The organism is Kineothrix sp. IPX-CK (assembly GCF_039134705.1).
In the GTDB taxonomy this organism is placed as follows: Bacteria; Bacillota; Clostridia; order Lachnospirales; family Lachnospiraceae; genus Kineothrix; species Kineothrix sedimenti.
The window spans coordinates 4,430,657-4,450,218 of record NZ_CP146256.1 but is presented as its reverse complement, the minus strand read 5'-3'; the positions used below and the strand labels follow the sequence as shown (position 1 = coordinate 4,450,218).

Here is a 19,562-nt window from a genome sequence, read left to right as displayed (position 1 = left end):
TAATGATTACTATAATTATCATAGTATCACACTAAATTTTTTATTACTATAGGATTTTTTGCAGTTTGTGTACTTTTTATAATACAAATTATAAAACAAATTAGGGTAGAAATAAAGCCCATATTATTGTAAAATATTTAACAAAGGTTACTGTTCACAGTAACGCTTTTAGTACCGGCATAGAATAAGAGGATTAGTGCGAAAACATGGAGGAATAGATAGAATGAATATATTAGTTATTAACTGTGGAAGTTCATCTCTGAAATATCAATTGATCGACAGCGAAAGCGAGAAAGTCCTTGCAAAAGGACTTTGTGAGAGGATAGGCATAGATGCAAGTTCTATCATTCATCAGCCTGCGGATAAGGAAAAATGGAAAAAAGAGGTGGACATGCCTGACCACACGGCGGCTGTGAAGCTGGTGATAGAAACATTGACGGATAAAGAAGTGGGAGTCATCCACTCTCTCGACGAAATAGACGCTGTGGGTCACCGTATCGTTCATGGCGGGGAGAGATTTGCTTCCTCCGTTATCATTACTGCGGAAGTACAAAAGCAGGTGGAGGAATGCAATGATTTAGCACCTCTTCACAACCCGGCCAACTTGATCGGCATTCGCTCCTGTAAGGAAGTAATGCCGGCTGTACCGATGGTAGGAGTATTCGATACTGCTTTTCATCAGACTATGCCGAAGAAGGCGTATATGTACGGCCTTCCTTATGAATACTATGAAAATTACAAGGTAAGACGCTACGGCTTCCACGGGACAAGCCACGATTTCGTTTCAGGGAGAGCGGCAGAAATCCTTGGGAAAGACAGGAAAGAGTTAAAAATCATCGTTTGCCACTTGGGAAACGGCGCCAGTGTATCCGCTGTCAAGAACGGACAGTCCGTGGATACCTCAATGGGATTGACTCCTCTGGAAGGCTTGATTATGGGAACGAGAAGCGGAGATATCGATCCTGCGATCATCACTTTCATCAGTAAAAAAGAAAATATCTCTGCGGAAGAGGTAATCGATATATGCAATAAAAAATCGGGAGTCCTGGGCTTATCAGGAGGCTTTTCCAGCGATTTCAGGGATTTGGCGGAGGCTGCTGAGGCTGGGAACGAAAGCGCGCAGACAGCACTGGAAACCTATGCTTACCGTGTAGGAAAGTATATCGGTGCCTATGCGGCAGCGATGAACGGTGTCGACGTCATCGCTTTTACCGCAGGAGCGGGGGAAAATAATGCCCAGGTGCGTAAATTGATCGGACAATATATTGGGTTTCTCGGAACCAATATCGATGAGGAGAAAAATAAGCTTCGGGGAAAAGAAGTGATTCTATCCGATGAGGGTGCGAGGGTGGTCACGATGGTAGTGCCTACAGACGAAGAACTGGCGATAGCGAGGGAAACGGTAAGGCTGATAAAGGGCATGTAACTGACGCAAATTTGTGTCTGCGGCAGGGAGGCTGCGGGTATTTGGAAAGGGCATAGTTATTTTTATGTATATTGAGCTGCCGGAAAAGGTAAGAGAGATTATAGCGGTTATTGAGAATGCCGGATACGAGGCCTATGCGGTAGGCGGCTGTGTGAGAGATTCGATTCTTGGGCGAAAGCCGGACGATTGGGATATCACCACATCGGCCAAGCCGGATAAAATCAAGAAGCTTTTTAGAAGAACCGTGGATACAGGGATCAAGCACGGTACGGTTACCGTTCTTATCGATAAGGACGGCTTTGAGGTAACGACGTATCGTATCGATGGGGAATATGAGGACAGCAGGCATCCAAGGGAGGTCACTTTCACCTCCGATGTTGTGGAGGACTTGAAACGCCGGGATTTTACTGTCAACGCTATGGCATATAACGACAGCCGTGGCCTGATCGACGTATTCGGAGGAATTCAGGATATTGGAAGGAAGGTCATACGCTGTGTAGGGAATCCCAAGGAACGTTTTTCCGAGGATGCCTTACGCATGATGCGGGCGGTCCGCTTCTCGGCGCAATTAGGATATATCATCCATGAAGAGACGAAGAAGGCAATCGGTGAGATGGCGGAGAATCTGAAAAATATCAGCGCGGAGCGGATTCAGACAGAGTTAGTAAAGCTGCTTCTGTCCCCTCATCCGGATTATCTCAGGGTTTGCTATGAGACGGGGATCACGAGGGTTATCCTGCCGGAGTTCGACCGTTGTATGGCGACTCCCCAGAATAATCCTCATCATGTCTATTCGGTAGGAGAGCATACCCTGTATTCCATGCAGGAGATAGAGGCGGATAAAGTGCTGCGGCTGACAATGCTGTTTCACGATGTGGGAAAGCCGGAGACGAGAACTACGGACGATACTGGCGTGGACCATTTTTATAATCACGGGACGGTGGGTGAGGATATCTCTAAAGCAGTGCTGCGCCGGCTGAAATTCGATAACGATACGATTTATAAGGTGTCCAGGCTGGTGCGCTATCACGATTGTGACGTGCATTTGTCTGCCAGAGGCGTGCGAAGAGCCATTTATAAAATAGGAGAAGATATTTTCCCTTATCTCTTTGCCGTTAAGCTTGCGGATGCCTTGGCGCAGAGCGATTATGAAAGGGAAGAAAAGCTTAATGCCCTTTCTCAGCTTCGCGGGATCTATGAGAAAGTATTAGCGGCGAAGGAGTGCGTTTCCCTTAAAACTCTCGCTGTAACAGGCAGTGACCTCATTGCTGACGGAATGGCGCCGGGAAGAGAACTGGGAGAGGTCCTGAAGCAGCTGCTTGAAGTAGTATTAGAGGAGCCTGAACGTAATAACAAAGAAGAACTCCTGAAGTACGCCCGAGAGATAAAGCGGCCTGATTGAATTCCAATTATGTGAAAAACAATAGATGAATACTTTTCTATATCATCTCATAAGATAGGATAGAACTACGATATGGGGGGTATTCACGTGAATGACAGGGCAGTCGGCGTGCTTGAAAATTATGATATAGACGTGCTTCGAACGTGGAAAGGAAGAGGAGCGATTTTATGCGACTCCGACAAGGGTCTGCTTATTTTAAAGGAATATGCAGGCCCCAGGGATAAGATATTTTTTCAGGATGCGCTGCTTAATTTCATAAAAAAGCAGGGTTTTAATATGGTAGAGTCCATTCTGAAGTCTAAGGACGGGGAGCTGATCGTATACGATCAGGATAAGGTGCCATACATATTAAAGACCTACTTTGACGGCAGGGAATGTAACATTCGTGACACCAAGGAATGTATACAAGCTGTAAAAACATTGGCCCTCCTTCATAATGCCTCCAATATATCCGGTTTTCAGGGAAGCTACGAGGATGTAGGTTTTAAAATTGATAAGGAATATGAGAAGCATAATAAAGAATTGCGCAAGGTAAGAAAATTTCTTAGGGAGAAAAGCCAGAAGACCAACTTCGAAATATTTCTGTTAAAGCATTACGACTATTTCTTCGACCTTGCACTTCAGGTAACGGAAGAGGTTCGATTTTATTTGAGGGAAACGGCTTCCGGACAGGAGAAAAGTTCCTGCGTCATATGCCACGGCGACTACCAGTATCATAATATCCTTGTACCCTCCGGCAATGCTGCATGGAATAACGACGAGCAGACCTTCGCAGTCATCAACTTCGAGAAATGTATTAAAGATAGCCCTGTGCGGGATCTGTACCTTTTTATGCGTAAGCTGTTAGAAAAGAGCGACTGGTCGAAGGAGCTTGGAATAACTTTACTGGAGGCGTACAGCGGCGAGAGAGCTATGTCGCCTGTGGATTATACCCATCTGTATTACCGCTTCATATATCCTGAGAAATTCTGGAAGATCGTGAATTTCTATTATAATTCGGGAAAGGCATGGATTCCGGGGCGCAATCTGGAAAAGCTGGAGAAGCTTTTGGAGCAGGAGCAAGCTAAAATCAGTTTCCTGGAAAATTATAAAAGTACTTACGCATGCTTTTCTTTTGAGGCAGATTAGTATATAATAACAAGGATATAAGGAACGGTAACACAACAAATGAGGAGGTGTATTCATGCGCGGTAATTTTGGAAAGAGGACTGGAAAGGGCAGGCCGATTGTTTTTACGGCGGCGGTGCTTTTGATATTGACTGCGGGCATGGTTGCGGCAGGAGGTATTCCCATCGAAGGTAAGGTAGGTATGGCGCATGAAGCCACGGATGAAAGCTATGATTCAGGATTTGTCATTGCGAAGCCCGGAAGCTATGATTCAGCGGATACGGCTGTCATAAGGAAGCTGGACTTAGAAAGTGGCAGCATTACCTTTATGAATATAGAGACGGGAAAGGATTACACGCTTACCTATGACGGAACCACCGTTATTACGGATAAGTACGGCGGCGCGCTGGCGATGACTCAGATGAAGAGCGGAGATATCGTAGATGTGACCTTTTTGAAAGCAAAGAAGAAGCTGGCGCAGATGAATTTGTCCGCAAATGCATGGATTTTCGAAAATGTAGAGAAGTATGATTTTGATACCATAAATAGAAGTGCGGCAATCGGCGGCAGTGTTTATAGCCTGAGAAATGACGTAGTGGTTACCTCTGAAGATAAAGAAGCTCAATTCGAGGATATTGTAAAGGGAGATATTGTAACAATAAGCGGCGTAGGCAATACGGTGTACAGCGTATTGGTGGAGCAGGGGCATGGTTATCTGCGCCTCAGTGACGATGAATATCTAAAGGACGGGTGGATAGAGGTAGGTCAGAGCGTCATCTGTCAGATTGCGGAGGATATGCTTCTGGCAGTGCCGGAGGGAACCTATGACGTGCATCTGACAGCAGCGGGTATCGATGAGACGAAAAAGGTTACTATTTATAGAAATCAAGAGGTTACCTTAGATGTCAGCGACGTAAAGGCACAAGCGCCTAAAACCGGTAAGATCATCTTCGCCGTAACCCCCAGTGAGGCCACTGTTTACATCGATGGCAGTGAGGTGGATATCACCGGGCCGGTAGAACTGGAGTATGGTGTACATCAGATGATTGCCAAGGCGGACGGCTATGAGACGGTTACCCAGTATATTAAAATGGGTCAGGAATTAGCCAGCATAAGCGTCACCTTAGAGGAGGGAGAAGCGGAGGAAACAGATGACTCTTCCAGCGTATCCTCCAATGAACTGACCAGCTCATACAGAGTATATATCGATTCGCCTTCCGATGTGGAAGTATATCTGGATGGCATTTATGTAGGAATGTCACCTGTTAACTTCAAGAAAGAGGCGGGTACCCATACGATAACCTTCAGAAAGACCGGATATGTAACAAAGAGCTATACGGTTCAGATTGATGATGAGGAGAAGGACGTGACCTATTCCTTTACGGACTTAGTGAAGGAGGATGGCACCGGCACGACAGTGAGCAGCAATAGCTCCTCCAGCAGTACGGTAAGCGGTAATTCCGTAAGTGATAACTCTGTAAGCGGCAATTAACGGGAGAAATATGGACAGACAATATTCTATGGAAGATTTTATCCGGATAGTGGAGACTTTGAGAAGCGAAGAGGGATGCCCTTGGGATAGAGTGCAGACCCACGCAAGCTTAAAGCCTTGTATGATGGAGGAGGCAGCGGAGCTCGTTGCCTCCATCCGTATTTATGATAAGACCGGCGATGTGGAAAATATGCGGGAGGAATTAGGAGATATTCTCCTGCAGGTAGTAATGCATTCACAGATAGCCAAGGAGGAAAACCTCTTTGCGCTTGAGGATGTCATTGATGAAATAAGCCGTAAGATGATAAGGAGACATCCCCACGTCTTCGGAGAGAGCGGGACGAAGGATGAGGAAAGCATCCGCAGCAGCTGGGATGAGATAAAGAAGAAAGAAAAAGAGGGCAGGACGTGGATAGAGTCCCCGTTACGTGAGATTCCTATGGAACTCCCCGCGCTTACGCGGGCTTCAAAGGTGTTGAAAAAGGTGGACAAGCTATACGGAGCGGGAAACACTTATGCTTCAAGCGTAAATGCATTGGAGGAGGCCGTTAAAAAAATGGCACAATGCCGCCCTGAGGAAGAAGGCGGCGAGGCGGAGAAAATAATCGGTGATATGCTCATAAATATATGTGATATAGCGAGGCAATTCAACACATCGGGGGAATAGATTTTAACCGATAGGATAGAAGATCTTATAGATAAATACGAACCACTGGAAAAAGCTTGAAAAATAGGGCAAAAAAGCTAGATTTCCCTTGACAAACCGGCGAAAAACGTCTATAAATATGTATAGGCGTTTCCAAGAGGGGATTGCTAAGAAGAATAATACGAAAACTGATTATAACAGGAGGAGTTCATCATGAACAAAACAGAATTGGTTGCAGCTATGGCTGATCAGGCTGGATTATCCAAAAAAGACGCAGAGAAGGCTTTAAAGGCTTTTACGGATGTAGTAGCAGACGAATTAAAGAAAGACGGTAAAGTGCAGTTAGTAGGCTTCGGTACGTTTGAAGTTTCCAAGAGAGCAGCAAGAGAAGGTAGAAATCCTCAGAGCGGCGAAGTTATGAAAATTGCAGCTTCCAAGGCTCCTAAATTCAAAGCAGGAAAAGCTTTAAAGGATAGTGTTAACGCATAATAGCGAATGCTGAATGTTAAGAGAATCTGGAGACAGGTTCTCTTTTTTGTTCCTATTGCCTGTGAAAGTTGGTAAAAAGGACTTTTGAGACACTAATCTCTATAGAAATGATTTCGCTATACTACATAGTCATTTGCGAAACTATTATATTATGCAAATTTTATGTGCCAGATTATATTTATCGACAACTTTTCACGGTGGATTTGTTTTTTCCTCCGGCGTTTGCGGCTGTATTTTTAAAGGAAACCTTGAAGCAGTCATAAGCGGACGGGTCGGCAGCAAAGCACCTCCATGTGCGCGCTGCCTAAACGCCTCATCCTTGCGGCGTTTTCCCTGAGAGCGTCGGTTTCCTTAAGAAAATACAAGCCGCTCACTAAAGGAGGCAAAAACAAACACACCGTGGAAAGTTTTAGCTAAGTTATGAAATGGCACATAAAATTGGTGAAGGTAACGAGTTTCGCAATTACCTAACGCTATACTACAATAAAGGAGAATAAGCGATGCGTCTGGATAAATATTTAAAGGTTTCGCGCCTTATCAAGAGGCGTACAGTAGCGAACGAAGCGTGTGATGCCGGAAGGGTGCTGATCAACGACAGGCCGGCAAAGGCCTCCTCCAATGTGAAGCAAGGGGATGTCATTACGATTCAGTTCGGCAACAAGGATGTAAAGGTGGAAGTGCTGGACGTACAGGAAACCGTGAAAAAAGATGAAGCGAAGGAATTGTTTCGGTATATTTAAAAAGAGCCTCTCATATAATCTATAAGAGAACTGTGAGAAGAAATTCTAAGGCGGTAAAGTACATTGCCTGATAATTTCAGGAACTCACATATGAGGGGGTTTCTTATGGAGGATTTAAATACTGCGAAGCAGCGTACACATAAATTGATGCTTACAAATAGGAGGACATGTACTATCAGTGGCGTAAGCGACGTGCTGTCCTTCGATATCAAAGAGGTACTTTTGGAGACCGACCAGGGGATGCTGATGATCAAGGGCGGGGATCTGCATGTCAGCCGGCTGACGCTGGATAAGGGAGAGGTGGATATCGATGGTAAGATTGACAGCTTAACCTATTCGGAGGTAACGGGTTACGGCGGCAAGGGAGAATCCCTTTTTTCAAGGCTGTTTAAATAGGTGAGGCATGAGTCAGGACATTATAAACGAGGTGTACTTTCTGCTCAGTTCTATTTTAATGGGAATCTTCATTACCTTTGTATACGATTTTCTGCTCATTTGGCGGAGACTTTTTCGGCACAGACCTTTTTTTGTGTCCCTGGAGGACTTTGTATTCTGGGTAGCCTGCGCTATCGCAGTGTTTTATATGCTATATGAAGAGAATAACGGTATACTCAGGTGGTTTGCGGTTTTCGGAGCGGCTATGGGAATGCTCATATATAAAAAAATCATCGGTGATCATTTCGTAAAAATTATATCTGTCTGCATAGAAAAAGAGATATATGTGGTTAGGAAAATATTCGGTTTTATATTTAGACCGATAGTTTGGCTGTTAAAAAAAATAAAGAAATTCAGTGTGGTTTTGCTTAGAAAGAAGCGTAAACTGGTAAAATATACAAAAAATAAGTTGACGGTTTGCATAAAAATGCTTAAAATAACATTATGTAAACATTAAGGCGTTTATACGCAATAAGCAGGATACTTATCTTGAGTAAAACACACTCATCTTGAGGTTTGCAGTCGGAGAAGAAAGGCAGGGAGGCTATTATGGCGAGACGGGCAGCTTACCGTAAGAGAAATCAGAATAAGTTCGGCATGTTTCTGGTTACAACGGTAGTCGTTATGATGCTGGTTGTGGTAGCTATAAACAGCATTGAGCTGAAACAGAAGATTGCCATATACGAGGTGAGGGAGCAGGTGCTTACCGAGCAGCTTGCCGATGAGCAGAAGCGGACTGAGGAAATTGCTGAATACGAGAAATATACCCAGACCAAAAAGTACATAGAGGAAGTGGCAAAGGATAAACTTGGCCTTGTACACGAAGGCGAGATTATTTTTAAGGATGATGAATAAGTAAAAAACACTCATAATGAATAAAGAACGCTTATAATAAATGCAGGTAACCGGATTTAGCGGTATCTGCATTTTTTGTCGCAATAAAAATCAGATTCCTGCCCCGGTTTTGACAAATACGGCAAAGCACATCTTGTATAATATTCCCTTACAAGAGTAGTGTGAAAGTTTCACACGGCAGTTTGTACTGGCGTCCGGGTTTGAAGGCGGCAGGTGAAGATTATAGTGGAGGGATGCGGAGTGAAGAAACAGCTTGTGAACGGGGAGGCGCCCTTTGACAGCGTATTGCCGGAATATGGAAAAAGGAAACTTTTAATGTATGCAGATTCTTTTCGGGATTTGGCGAATACATTTACCGATATGCAAAAAGAGGAAGAGGACGAGCAGGCACTGGTAGATGACAGGCAGGAGTTCTTGTGGAAAAGGAGGCTTGTGGAAAACCGCGATCTGATGGCGGATCATTTAAATGAAATGGCTCAGATTATGACGCAAGTGGCAGAAGAGGCTTACAAGCCGGTACATATAAGCGATCGTAAGATCAAGCAACTGGCTCATGCACTGAAAGAAGAAGATGTGCTGTTAAAGGATATTTGTATGCTGGAAAAGGAGGATGGGCGCAAGGAACTGAACATTGTCATGCGTGCCCTGAAAGGAACGGCTCCCGGCGTGGACGAGGTGGGAAACCTTCTGTCCGTACTGTTAAACTGTCGGCTTATGCCGGCAAAAAACTGTTCTATTTTCGTGGGAAAGGAATGGGACAGCTATCAATATATGGATGAACCGAAGTTCCATGTGCTTACCGGAGTGGCGAAGGCGGTAAAGGAGACGGAGAGCGTATCCGGAGATAATTACGCCTTTGTAGAGGAAAAGGAAGGAAGCCTGACCGCAATTCTGTCTGACGGAATGGGGTCCGGCGAAAAAGCATGCAAGGACAGCGAATTTGTAGTGGATTTAATTGAGAAATTTTTAGAGGCTGGATTTTGCAAGGAGACTGCTGTGCAGATGATCAACGGTTCCCTTATCGCGGTAGGCGAGGCACAGAATATGTCCACACTGGATTTGTGTCAGATCGACTTATATACTGGCGTATGTGAATTCATCAAGATAGGCTCTGCACCTTCTTATATCAAAAGGGAACACTTGGTGGACCAAATATCGGCGAGAAATCTTCCGCTTGGAGTTTTCTATGAAATGGATATGGAGACGACGAGGCGCAGACTGGTGGACGGAGATTATATCATCATGCTCTCGGACGGCATAACGGATGCGCTCGCACAGGGAATCGGCGAAGATATTTTACCTGAGGTCATCGGAAAGGCCGCGTTAAAAAACCCGGGAGAAATGGCAAATTATATACTGAACTTTTGTCTGCATCAAAGCAAAGGAAGGATTCGGGACGATATGACAGTGATGGTGACAGGGATATGGGAGAATTGTTGATGGCTGGTTACTGTTCACACAGCAGCTTAACACTCGCTGTTAAGCTGCGTAAGAACGTGATTCGAGAGATGATTTCCGCTTCGCGAAGCGAATTTAAATGCGGAAATCATGAGTTACTGTGAACGGAGTGAACAGTAACAATGGCTGGGTGGGGTTATATAAGCATTGATTTTTTTCGTTAAATTGACTAATATAGATAATAAGACTAAAATGTGGAATTTGGTGTATAGAATACCCTAATTTATATCTGCGTAAAAGGAATCCAATGAACGAAAGAATTTTTTCGAAGGTAAAAGCATATATAGAAAAATATCGGATGATAGTGTCGGGTGATACCGTTGTTCTGGGGGTATCGGGCGGCGCTGATTCCGTATGCCTTTTGCTGATGCTTTGTGAATTGGCGAAGGAGATGCCCTTGAAGCTTATCGTCGTACATGTGAACCATGGCATACGCGAAGAGGGAAAAAGGGATGCAGCATATGTGGAAGAGTTGTGTAAAGAGCGGAACCTGCCGTTTTTTCTCATCGAAGAGGATGTGAAGGAGCTTGCGAAAGACGAAAAGCTTTCGGAGGAAGAAGCCGGACGCATGGTGCGTTATAGAGCCTTTGCACATATTCTGGAAGAAAATGTAAAAAACGAAACTATGAGCGGCAAAATTGCTGTTGCGCACAATGCGGGCGATAGAGTAGAAACGATGCTGTTTCACTTATTTCGCGGAACGGGCCTTTCAGGAGTAAGCGGAATAAAACCGGTGAGAGGAAATATCATTCGTCCTTTATTGTGTTTGGAGAGGGAAGAAATTGAGGAATACTTGAATGAAAATCAAGTTTCCTTTTGCATAGACCATACGAACTTGGAAGATACTTATACAAGAAACCGGATTCGCAATTATATTCTTCCTTTTGCGGAGAAGGAAATATGCAGCGGAGCGGCCGCGCACATGTGGGAAGCTGCCGATATGCTTCTGGAAACAGAAGAATATATTAAAAAGCAGGCTCTAGAGGTATACAACGAATGTCTGGCTAAGGAGGATGAATCTTGCAGGACGCAGCCTTTGAAAATCGTACTTCAGGCGGACAGGCTCGCCTCGAAGGAGCCTTTTATGCAAAAGCAGGTGCTGTTAAAAGCTCTGGAGGAGCTTACGGAAAGCAGAAAGGATATCACATCTGTCCATGTAGAAGAAATAAGAAAGCTGCTGGATAAACAGGGAAGCAAGCAGATATCTTTACCTTACGGGCTGACGGCGATGAAGGAATATGACCGTCTGATACTATTCGATGGAAACCTCCAAAGAAGTCTGTCTCAGGGGCAAAAGGAGATAGAAGCTGTGCCGGTTTCCATTCCCGGATGTATATTCGTTCCAGGACTTGGAATGGTAGAATTTTCCTTATTTTCCCATGAAAAAACTCAAATTATTCCCGAAAAATCATATACGAAATGGTTTGATTATGATAGAATAACTAGGTCTTTACTGTTTCGAACGCGAGAAACCGGAGATTATCTTACCATTAACGAAGGTTTATCGAGAAAAACTTTAAAAGATTATATGATAGGAGAAAAAATTCCGAAAAACAAAAGAGGGGAACTTTATGTATTAGCGGACGGCAGTCATATCTTATGGGTGCCGGGGCATCGCATCAGTCAATATTATAAAGTGACAGAATATACAAAATGTATCTTGCAGGTCACTGTTCAGCCTTCGGCTTCATAGCGACAGTTGGGGCGCGCTGTAACATTGCAGATACAATTTATTAAGAGGAGGACATTAAATGTCAGAGAAAGTAAGAGTTATGCTATCCGAGGAAGCGGTAGATAAAAAAATCCAGGAAATTGGCGAGCAGATCAGCAGGGATTATGAAGGAAAGCAGGTTCACCTTGTTTGCGTTTTGAAGGGCGGCAGCTTCTTCATGTGTGAATTAGCCAAGAGGATCACTGTTCCCGTATCTTTGGACTTCATGTCCGTATCCAGCTACGGAAGTGAGACGAAATCCAGCGGTGTCGTCAGAATTGTGAAGGATTTGGACGAGCCCCTGAAGGACAAGGATGTGCTCGTGGTGGAGGATATTATCGATTCGGGCAGAACGCTCAGCTATCTGCTTGAGATGCTCAGGGACAGAGGTCCTAAGAGCCTGAAGCTCTGTACGCTGTTAGACAAGCCGGAGCGGAGGGTCGTGGATGTTCATGTGGATTATACCTGTTTCCAGATTCCCGATGAATTCGTAGTGGGCTATGGTCTGGATTATGACCAGAGATATAGGAATCTTCCATATATCGGCGTTGTGGAGTTTGAAGATGAAGAAGTAATAGATTAACATATAGTTTATAAATGTTCGCATGAAAACGGGCATGCCGGATAGGCGGACGGATGCGGACAGGAGGTTGATTTTGAATAATAAGAAGAATTTAAATACGTATTTTTTAGTTATCTTAAGTCTTCTCTTCCTCGCGGCATGGATGTTCAGAAGTTTGAACGGACAAGAGACCGATTATACCAGAGGAGAGATGACAAAGGATTTGGAAGCGGGATCGGTGCTTGAGGCGGTGATTCAGCCTAATAAGGAAACTCCTACCGGAATTGTCAGAGTTGCGCTTAACAGCGGAGAGGAAAAGACGTTATACGCTACGGACGTAAATGAAATAGAAAAAGAACTGGTATCCTATGGGCTGGACCCGGAGGTGAAGGATATTCCGAGGGAAAATTGGTTTATGACGAGTATGTTCCCTCTGCTGCTCGTGCTGGTAGTGGGTGTTTTCTTTTTTGTCATGATGAACGCGCAGAACGCTAACAGCGGCAGCGGCGGCAAGATGATGAATTTCGGAAAGAGCCGCGCCAGACTTTCTATGGACAGTAAGGTCACGCTTAAGGATGTGGCCGGGCTTCAGGAGGAGAAAGAAGAGCTGGAAGAAATCATTAATTTCTTAAAGGAGCCGGGCAAGTTCACAAAGGTAGGAGCAAGGATTCCCAAGGGCGTGCTATTGGAGGGTGCTCCGGGAACCGGTAAGACCTTGCTTGCAAAAGCTATTGCAGGAGAAGCTAACGTGCCGTTTTTCAGCATTTCGGGTTCTGACTTCGTAGAAATGTTCGTCGGTGTAGGTGCTTCCAGAGTGCGTGACTTGTTCGCGGATGCTAAGAAGCATTCTCCATGTATCGTATTTATCGATGAAATCGATGCCGTAGCGAGACGACGCGGTACCGGTATGGGCGGCGGTCATGATGAAAGGGAGCAGACACTCAATCAGCTGCTGGTGGAAATGGACGGCTTTGGCGCCAATGAAGGTATTATTGTCATGGCGGCCACAAACCGCGTAGATATTCTAGATCCGGCTATTTTAAGACCCGGACGTTTCGATAGAAAGATTACGGTAAGCCCACCCGATGTGAAGGGAAGAAATGAGATCTTAAAGGTACATTCCAAAAACAAGCCTCTTTCCGAGGACGTCAATCTGGAGCAGATCGCGCAGACTACGGCAGGTTTTACCGGTGCGGATCTGGAAAACCTTATGAACGAGGCGGCTATCAATGCGGCGATGGATAACCGTGCTTTCGTAAAGCAGGACGACATTAAGAAATCCTTTATTAAGGTGGGCATCGGCTCGGAGAAACGAAGCCGTGTCATTTCGGATAAAGAGAAAAGGATTACCGCATATCACGAGGCGGGCCATGCGATTTTATTCCATGTACTTCCGGATGTGGGACCGGTATACACGGTATCCATCATCCCTACAGGCTTAGGCGCGGCCGGCTACACAATGCCTTTGCCGGAAAAAGACGAGATGTTCCTGACCAAAGGAAAAATGATGCAGGATATTATGGTATCCCTGGGCGGCCGGATAGCTGAAGAGATTATTTTCGATGATATTACTACGGGAGCTTCCAGCGATATTAAAAAGGCCACTAAGGTCGCGAGAAAAATGGTGACCCGATACGGCATGTCGGACAATATCGGCGTAATAAATTATGACGACGACGATGACGAAGTATTTATCGGGCGGGATCTGGCACATGCGAAGAATCATAGTGAGCTTGTTTCAGGTGAAATCGACAAAGAAGTAAAGGAAATCATCATCAGCTGTTATCAGAAGGCGAAGGCGATTATTGTGGAGAATCTGAGTGTTCTCCATAAGTGTGCAGATCTGCTTTTGGAAAAGGAGAAGATTTCCAGAGATGAGTTCGAAGCGCTGTTTCATATACAGACTTCTGTAGCAGAGGAACTTACCGCAGAATAGTAAAAATGTACGAAATGGGGCGGAGAAGTGTGAGGAAACGATGCCATTGTGGAAAATATACAAAAATGCGACTTTGTTTTTGTAATATTTGTGAATCCTTGGTATTTACGCATAATGTAGGCTATGCTATTATACTACTTGTAACCCCCCCAATACATTATATAGTTTTTTGCTATACCCCATAAGAAAGAAATACCTTCTCTAAAAAAGGCAGCAGATCGACAGGCTGTCTTTTTTACTGTTCTATAATAGGAAAGTATCCTATTATAGAACCGATAGATGCGCAGCTACGCGCGCGGAACAAAAGCTGTACTGCTGAAGCACACTTTTGTTCTGAAATAATAACAGGTATAGAATTGCTTGAATATCCACAATATATAGTATAGAATAGTTTTTAGCAAGTGTAGTAGGAGAACAACTATGGACTTAAATGGATTTTCTAAAATCGAATATGACCAGCATTATATATCCAGAATGCGTCCTGTTTTTAATAGAAGAGCTTTATTCAGCGATATGAGCGAGGATTATGTATATCCTCCGGAACCCAGTGCTTATGGAGAGATCACTGTAAAATTTCGAACGGAAAAAAATAATGTGGATAAGGTTTTTTTCGTATGCAACAATGAAAAGCATATGATGGTCAAAGCTGAATCCGATGATTGTTTTGATTATTACATCCATACAGTACAGTTGGAAGACAGAGAAATAGCATATCATTTCGAGATTCAGGCAGGAAAGCTTGTCTGTTATTATAACTGCGGCGGGGCCATGAAGAATATGGATAAGCATTTTGAGTTCCGGCTAATACCCGGTTATAAGACTCCGGACTGGGCTAAGGGGGCGGTCATGTATCAGATATATGTGGATCGTTTCTATAACGGAGATACTTCTAACGATGTTCTGACCAATGAATATTGCTATATCGGGGAGAACTCGGTAAAGGTAGAAGACTGGAACAAGTATCCGGCGAAAGTAGGGATGAGAGAATTCTACGGCGGCGACTTACAGGGAGTCTTGGACAAAATGGACTATTTGCAGGATTTGGGAGTGGATGTCATTTATTTTAATCCGTTGTTCGTATCCCCTTCGAATCATAAATACGATATTCAGGACTACGATTACATCGATCCCCATTTCGGAAGAATTGTAGAGGATGGAGGAAGCTTGCTGGACCCGGGTCAGGAGAACCGGATTGCTTCCAGATACATTAACAGGGTGACCAACAAGGCCAATTTGGAGGCCAGCAACCAGCTGTTTGTTCAAGTGGTGGAGGAGGCGCACCGGCGAGGTATGAAGGTCATACTGGACGGGGTGTTCAACCACTGCGGTTCTTTCAATAAGTGGATGGACAGAGAGAGAATTTATGAGAATGCCGAGGGTTATGAAAAGGGAGCATATGTATCCAAGGAAAGCCCATACCGCAATTATTTCTCATTTCAGGATAAGAACGCATGGCCCTATAACAGTACATATGACGGCTGGTGGGGACATGATACCCTTCCTAAGCTTAATTTCGAGGGTTCCAGGGACTTGTTTGATTACGTCATGTATATTGCGAAAAAATGGGTTTCTGCACCTTACAATGTAGATGGCTGGCGTCTGGATGTGGCCGCGGATCTGGGACACTCGCAGGAATATAACCATTATTTCTGGAAACAGTTTCATAAGGTCGTAAAGGAAGCGAATCCTAACGCCATAGTGCTTGCTGAGCATTACGGCAATCCGAAAGAATGGCTGCACGGTGATGAATGGGATACCATTATGAACTACGATGCCTTTATGGAGCCTGTAACATGGTTTTTGACGGGAATGCAGAAGCACAGTGATGATTATAGAGAAGATATGCTTGGAGACGTTGACAGCTTTTGGGGAGCTATGATTTATAACGGTGCTAATATGACGATGCCCTCTGCGTATATCGCGATGAACGAATTGTCCAATCACGACCATTCCAGGTTTCTTACCCGGACGAATAAAAAGGTGGGAAGAACCAGCACCCATGGTCCTGAGGCTGCAAATGAGGGCGTGGACAAAGCTGTTTTGCGGGAAGCGGTAGTTATCCAGATGACGTGGCCCGGCGCTCCAACCATATATTACGGGGATGAAGCAGGTGTGGCAGGCTTTACCGATCCGGATAACCGGAGAACTTATCCGTGGGGCAGCGAGGACGAAGAGCTGATCGCTTTTCATAAGGAAATGATTCAGATACATAAGAAGAATAAGGAATTTCTGACCGGCTCCATTAAATGGTACCCGGATACAGAGAGAAACGTCCTCGCATACGGACGTTTCAACAGGCAGGAACAATCACTTATCTTAATCAACAACAATGACCATGAGGTGACACAGGAGATTCCGGTATGGTACTTAGGCACGCCCAAAGAGGGAGTAATGACACGTTTGATTCTGACGTCGAAAACAGGCTATAATACGGAGCAGAAGGAATATCCTATTATTTCCGGCAAGGTCAAAGTAACACTGCCTCCAACGGCATGTATTGTCCTTAAATCCCCTAAAAAGACGATGAAAAAGTTCTTGCAATTTAAATAGCGATATGATATAACTGACAGGAACCACATGAAATGTGGATGGATTCCCGAGTGGCCAAAGGGGACAGACTGTAAATCTGCTGCAAATTGCTTCGGTGGTTCGAATCCACCTCCATCCATTTGGTATCGGCACACCTTGCTGGTGTGGCGGAATAGGCAGACGCAAAGGACTTAAAATCCTTCGGGAGCAATCCCGTGCCGGTTCAAGTCCGGCCACCAGCAGCAAAAAGACAGACCTGTTTTTTAATAGACGGGGCTGTCTTTTTCTATGCTCAAAAGTGGCTTTTCACTGTATATTTCGGCATAGCGTCAAGTATAAACTTATATATGCACGGGTTTTATGTTCGTCTTTGCTTATAAACCTAACTATTTTTAACTTTAAAGAAAGGACGGAACAACGATGGCAATACCTTATGGCTTTGTAAAACACCTGATGGTATGGTGAGGACGATTGCCTCACATATTAAGGTGGTGCAAAGAATATATCAATACTATATTGATGGCGCCAGCTTGGGTGTAATTGCCAACAAGCTCGAATCTGACCAAGTAACCGCTCCGTCTGGCAATCTAAAATGGTCACGATCTGTAATTGATAAAATACTGAGCAACGGCAAGTATGTGCCTTATGCTATTTCAATGGAAATATTCGTAGCAGCTCAATTTGAAAAAGATACCCGCACTAACGCACAAACGAATAGCGATGGCTTCACACAGAGAAAGACCACCCGGTACAGTTCGCAGAACGTACTAAGTGGTCTTTTAGTTGTGCGCCCGGCGGGCGCACGTTTCAACGGGTGAAAGTCCCGAGTCCGCCCGGTAGTGGGAAGGACATAGCCAATGGCAAGGGTGTCGTGGGTGACTGCGAATCTGAAGGAAGCTGGATGGCAAATCTCTGGTCTGACGCACAGAAATCATATCAGGCTATAATCAGGGGTAAGGCTGCATCACAAGTCGAAGCCCAATAACTACACAGAACTGATTGTGGTAAATATGGCAGATGGATGGAGAGAAGCAACGTGCGAGTACCCGGGGAGATCTGTATGGAACGCCTTGGAAAAAAGGTAACTATTATCGCAAGGTAATACTGAACATACAGAAGTCAGCAGAGGTCGTATTAGCCGAGAGGTGAAGGACCGAATCAGTAGGAGTCCCTAGTATGACCGAGAAAGGAGGAATGGCTGATGAAGGCAGAAAACTCTGGTAACAGAGACTGTCCGCAAAGAGATAGTGCGGAACATGAAGGGTATGCGGAAGTGCGGAGGTCATTCCGCTCGATATGGAAAGAAAAGGACAGGTGCATAGTTCCATACATGGAACCGCCAGAACTCTTGGAGAAGATACTGTTTAAGGATAACCTAAACAGAGCTTATAAAAGGGTAAAGGCAAACAAGGGAGCGCCGGGAATTGACGAAATAACCGTTGATGAGATTGGTGTATACCTAAGGGATAATCAAGAAGTCATTATTGAGAGGATATACAAAGGGAAATATACACCCGACCCGGTAAGACGCAAAGAAATCCCGAAAGCAGAAGGTGGAATGCGAAAGCTTGGTATTCCAACAGTCAAAGACCGCATTTTTCAACAAGCCATTGCACAACAAGTGATGCCGATTTACGAAGCGCGATTCTCGGATGGAAGCTTCGGTTACCGCCCGGGAAGAAGTGCGAAAGATGCCATCATTAAGGTGAAAGAGTATGCAGAAGAGGGTTATCGCTATGGAGTATCAGTTGACCTTTCGAAGTACTTTGACACCTTGAACCACGAATTACTGCTGAACATTCTTCGGAGAAATGTGAAGGATGAAAGGGTGATACAGTGGATTAAGAGGTATCTTAAGAGTGGTGTCATGGAAGATGGAGTAGTCGTAGACACGGAGGAAGGTTCGCCACAGGGCGGCAATCTGTCGCCACTATTGGCAAATGTCTACCTTAATGAGTTTGACCAAGAGTTCCAAAAGAGAGGAGTTCCGTTCGTACGCTATGCAGACGATATCGTCCTGTTAGCTAAGAGCGAAAGAGCCGCAAAGAGACTTTTGGAGACAAGCACGGATTATCTGGAAGGAAAGCTAAAGCTGACCGTAAACAAAGAGAAAAGTCGTGTGGTCAGTGTGTTTGCAATCCGAAATTTTAAATTCCTTGGCTTCGCATTGGGAAGGAATGGAAAGGGCATATATGTCCGAGTTCATCCGAAGTCATGGAAGAAGTTTAAATCCAAACTGAGAGAACTTTCTTCCCGAAGGACTGTTCAGAGCATACGGCCGGCACTCGAAAAGATAAAGGTATATGCCAGAGGATGGCTTAACTATTACGGAATGGCAGACATGAAGAACCCCATCGAGGACCTCAATGGATGGCTCTACCATCGGATACGTATGTGTATTTGGAAACAATGGAAGAAACCGAAAACCAAGAAACGCAATCTGATGAAGCTTGGTATACCCGAATATTTTGCACACCAAGCGGCCAATAGTCGAAGGAAATACTGGTATGTATCGGGTATGGGTGCGGTCAACAGAGCATTAACAAAAGAAAGACTGATAAACAGTGGCTTTTATGACTTAGCCCCAGGCTATCAGTCTGTGCACATCAACTATTGAAAGCGCCGTGTACCGAACGGTACGCACGGTGCTGTGAGAGGACGGCGGTTAATCACCGCCTCCTACTCGATTGTGCTGAATACGGTAGCAACTATCGACGTATTACAAGATCGAGCGGCGAGATAGTCTGGCGCTGTGCTGACCGGGTAGAGAGGGG

At 44.8% G+C, this 19,562-nt stretch carries 17 protein-coding genes and 2 tRNA genes; all 19 read left to right on the top strand.

Going from position 1 to position 19,562, the window contains the following annotated elements:
• Positions 1 to 223 precede the first annotated feature (223 nt).
• The 19 genes from V6984_RS21075 to ltrA all read left to right on the top strand — a co-directional run bounded on the left by V6984_RS21075 (position 224) and on the right by ltrA (position 19,405).
• Complete coding sequence (locus tag V6984_RS21075) at positions 224 to 1,426, top strand: acetate kinase (RefSeq protein WP_342757559.1); 1,203 nt, start codon at positions 224 to 226, stop codon at positions 1,424 to 1,426.
• Positions 1,427 to 1,490: 64 nt separating this feature from the next.
• Positions 1,491 to 2,828, top strand: coding sequence for a CCA tRNA nucleotidyltransferase (locus V6984_RS21070; RefSeq protein WP_342757558.1), 1,338 nt, complete (start codon positions 1,491 to 1,493; stop codon positions 2,826 to 2,828).
• 87 nt (positions 2,829 to 2,915) lie between these two features.
• On the top strand, positions 2,916 to 3,956 hold the full coding sequence (locus V6984_RS21065) for a CotS family spore coat protein (protein ID WP_342757557.1): 1,041 nt from the start codon (positions 2,916 to 2,918) through the stop codon (positions 3,954 to 3,956).
• 55 nt (positions 3,957 to 4,011) lie between these two features.
• Positions 4,012 to 5,427: a PEGA domain-containing protein gene (locus tag V6984_RS21060; RefSeq protein ID WP_342757556.1), complete on the top strand. Its 1,416-nt coding sequence runs from the start codon at positions 4,012 to 4,014 to the stop codon at positions 5,425 to 5,427.
• Between the two features lie 10 nt (positions 5,428 to 5,437).
• The gene (locus tag V6984_RS21055; RefSeq protein WP_342757555.1) at positions 5,438 to 6,094 is read left to right on the top strand and encodes a MazG family protein; all 657 of its coding nucleotides are present in this window, start codon (positions 5,438 to 5,440) and stop codon (positions 6,092 to 6,094) included.
• Between the two features lie 192 nt (positions 6,095 to 6,286).
• Complete coding sequence (locus V6984_RS21050; protein WP_342757554.1) at positions 6,287 to 6,562, top strand: HU family DNA-binding protein; 276 nt, start codon at positions 6,287 to 6,289, stop codon at positions 6,560 to 6,562.
• A gap of 500 nt (positions 6,563 to 7,062) precedes the next feature.
• Positions 7,063 to 7,302, top strand: coding sequence for an RNA-binding S4 domain-containing protein (locus V6984_RS21045; RefSeq protein ID WP_342757553.1), 240 nt, complete (start codon positions 7,063 to 7,065; stop codon positions 7,300 to 7,302).
• Between the two features lie 105 nt (positions 7,303 to 7,407).
• Entirely contained in the window at positions 7,408 to 7,698 is a 291-nt protein-coding gene (yabP, locus tag V6984_RS21040) for a sporulation protein YabP (RefSeq protein WP_342757552.1), read from the top strand.
• 7 nt (positions 7,699 to 7,705) lie between these two features.
• Positions 7,706 to 8,194 carry a spore cortex biosynthesis protein YabQ gene (yabQ, locus tag V6984_RS21035; protein ID WP_342757551.1) on the top strand — a complete coding sequence of 163 codons (489 nt, stop codon included), beginning with the start codon at positions 7,706 to 7,708 and terminating at the stop codon, positions 8,192 to 8,194.
• Positions 8,195 to 8,286: 92 nt separating this feature from the next.
• Entirely contained in the window at positions 8,287 to 8,592 is a 306-nt protein-coding gene (locus V6984_RS21030) for a septum formation initiator family protein (RefSeq protein ID WP_342757550.1), read from the top strand.
• Between the two features lie 213 nt (positions 8,593 to 8,805).
• Positions 8,806 to 10,032, top strand: coding sequence for a SpoIIE family protein phosphatase (locus V6984_RS21025; protein WP_342757549.1), 1,227 nt, complete (start codon positions 8,806 to 8,808; stop codon positions 10,030 to 10,032).
• Positions 10,033 to 10,297: 265 nt separating this feature from the next.
• The gene (gene tilS, locus V6984_RS21020; RefSeq protein WP_342757548.1) at positions 10,298 to 11,743 is read left to right on the top strand and encodes a tRNA lysidine(34) synthetase TilS; all 1,446 of its coding nucleotides are present in this window, start codon (positions 10,298 to 10,300) and stop codon (positions 11,741 to 11,743) included.
• A gap of 58 nt (positions 11,744 to 11,801) precedes the next feature.
• Positions 11,802 to 12,344 (top strand): hypoxanthine phosphoribosyltransferase, encoded by a 543-nt coding sequence (hpt, locus tag V6984_RS21015; RefSeq protein ID WP_342757547.1) that lies wholly within the window; start codon positions 11,802 to 11,804, stop codon positions 12,342 to 12,344.
• 34 nt (positions 12,345 to 12,378) lie between these two features.
• Complete coding sequence (ftsH, locus tag V6984_RS21010) at positions 12,379 to 14,259, top strand: ATP-dependent zinc metalloprotease FtsH (RefSeq protein WP_425324266.1); 1,881 nt, start codon at positions 12,379 to 12,381, stop codon at positions 14,257 to 14,259.
• 420 nt (positions 14,260 to 14,679) lie between these two features.
• Positions 14,680 to 16,809 (top strand): glycoside hydrolase family 13 protein, encoded by a 2,130-nt coding sequence (locus V6984_RS21005; protein WP_342757546.1) that lies wholly within the window; start codon positions 14,680 to 14,682, stop codon positions 16,807 to 16,809.
• A gap of 36 nt (positions 16,810 to 16,845) precedes the next feature.
• A tRNA-Tyr gene (locus V6984_RS21000) sits at positions 16,846 to 16,927 on the top strand.
• Between the two features lie 19 nt (positions 16,928 to 16,946).
• A tRNA-Leu gene (locus V6984_RS20995) sits at positions 16,947 to 17,030 on the top strand.
• A 216-nt stretch (positions 17,031 to 17,246) separates the two neighbouring features.
• Positions 17,247 to 17,606, top strand: a complete 360-nt coding sequence (locus V6984_RS20990) for a recombinase family protein (protein WP_342757545.1) — start codon at positions 17,247 to 17,249, stop codon at positions 17,604 to 17,606.
• A 383-nt stretch (positions 17,607 to 17,989) separates the two neighbouring features.
• Positions 17,990 to 19,405 carry a group II intron reverse transcriptase/maturase gene (gene ltrA / locus V6984_RS20985; RefSeq protein WP_342757544.1) on the top strand — a complete coding sequence of 472 codons (1,416 nt, stop codon included), beginning with the start codon at positions 17,990 to 17,992 and terminating at the stop codon, positions 19,403 to 19,405.
• The last annotated feature ends 157 nt before the right edge of the window (positions 19,406 to 19,562 follow it).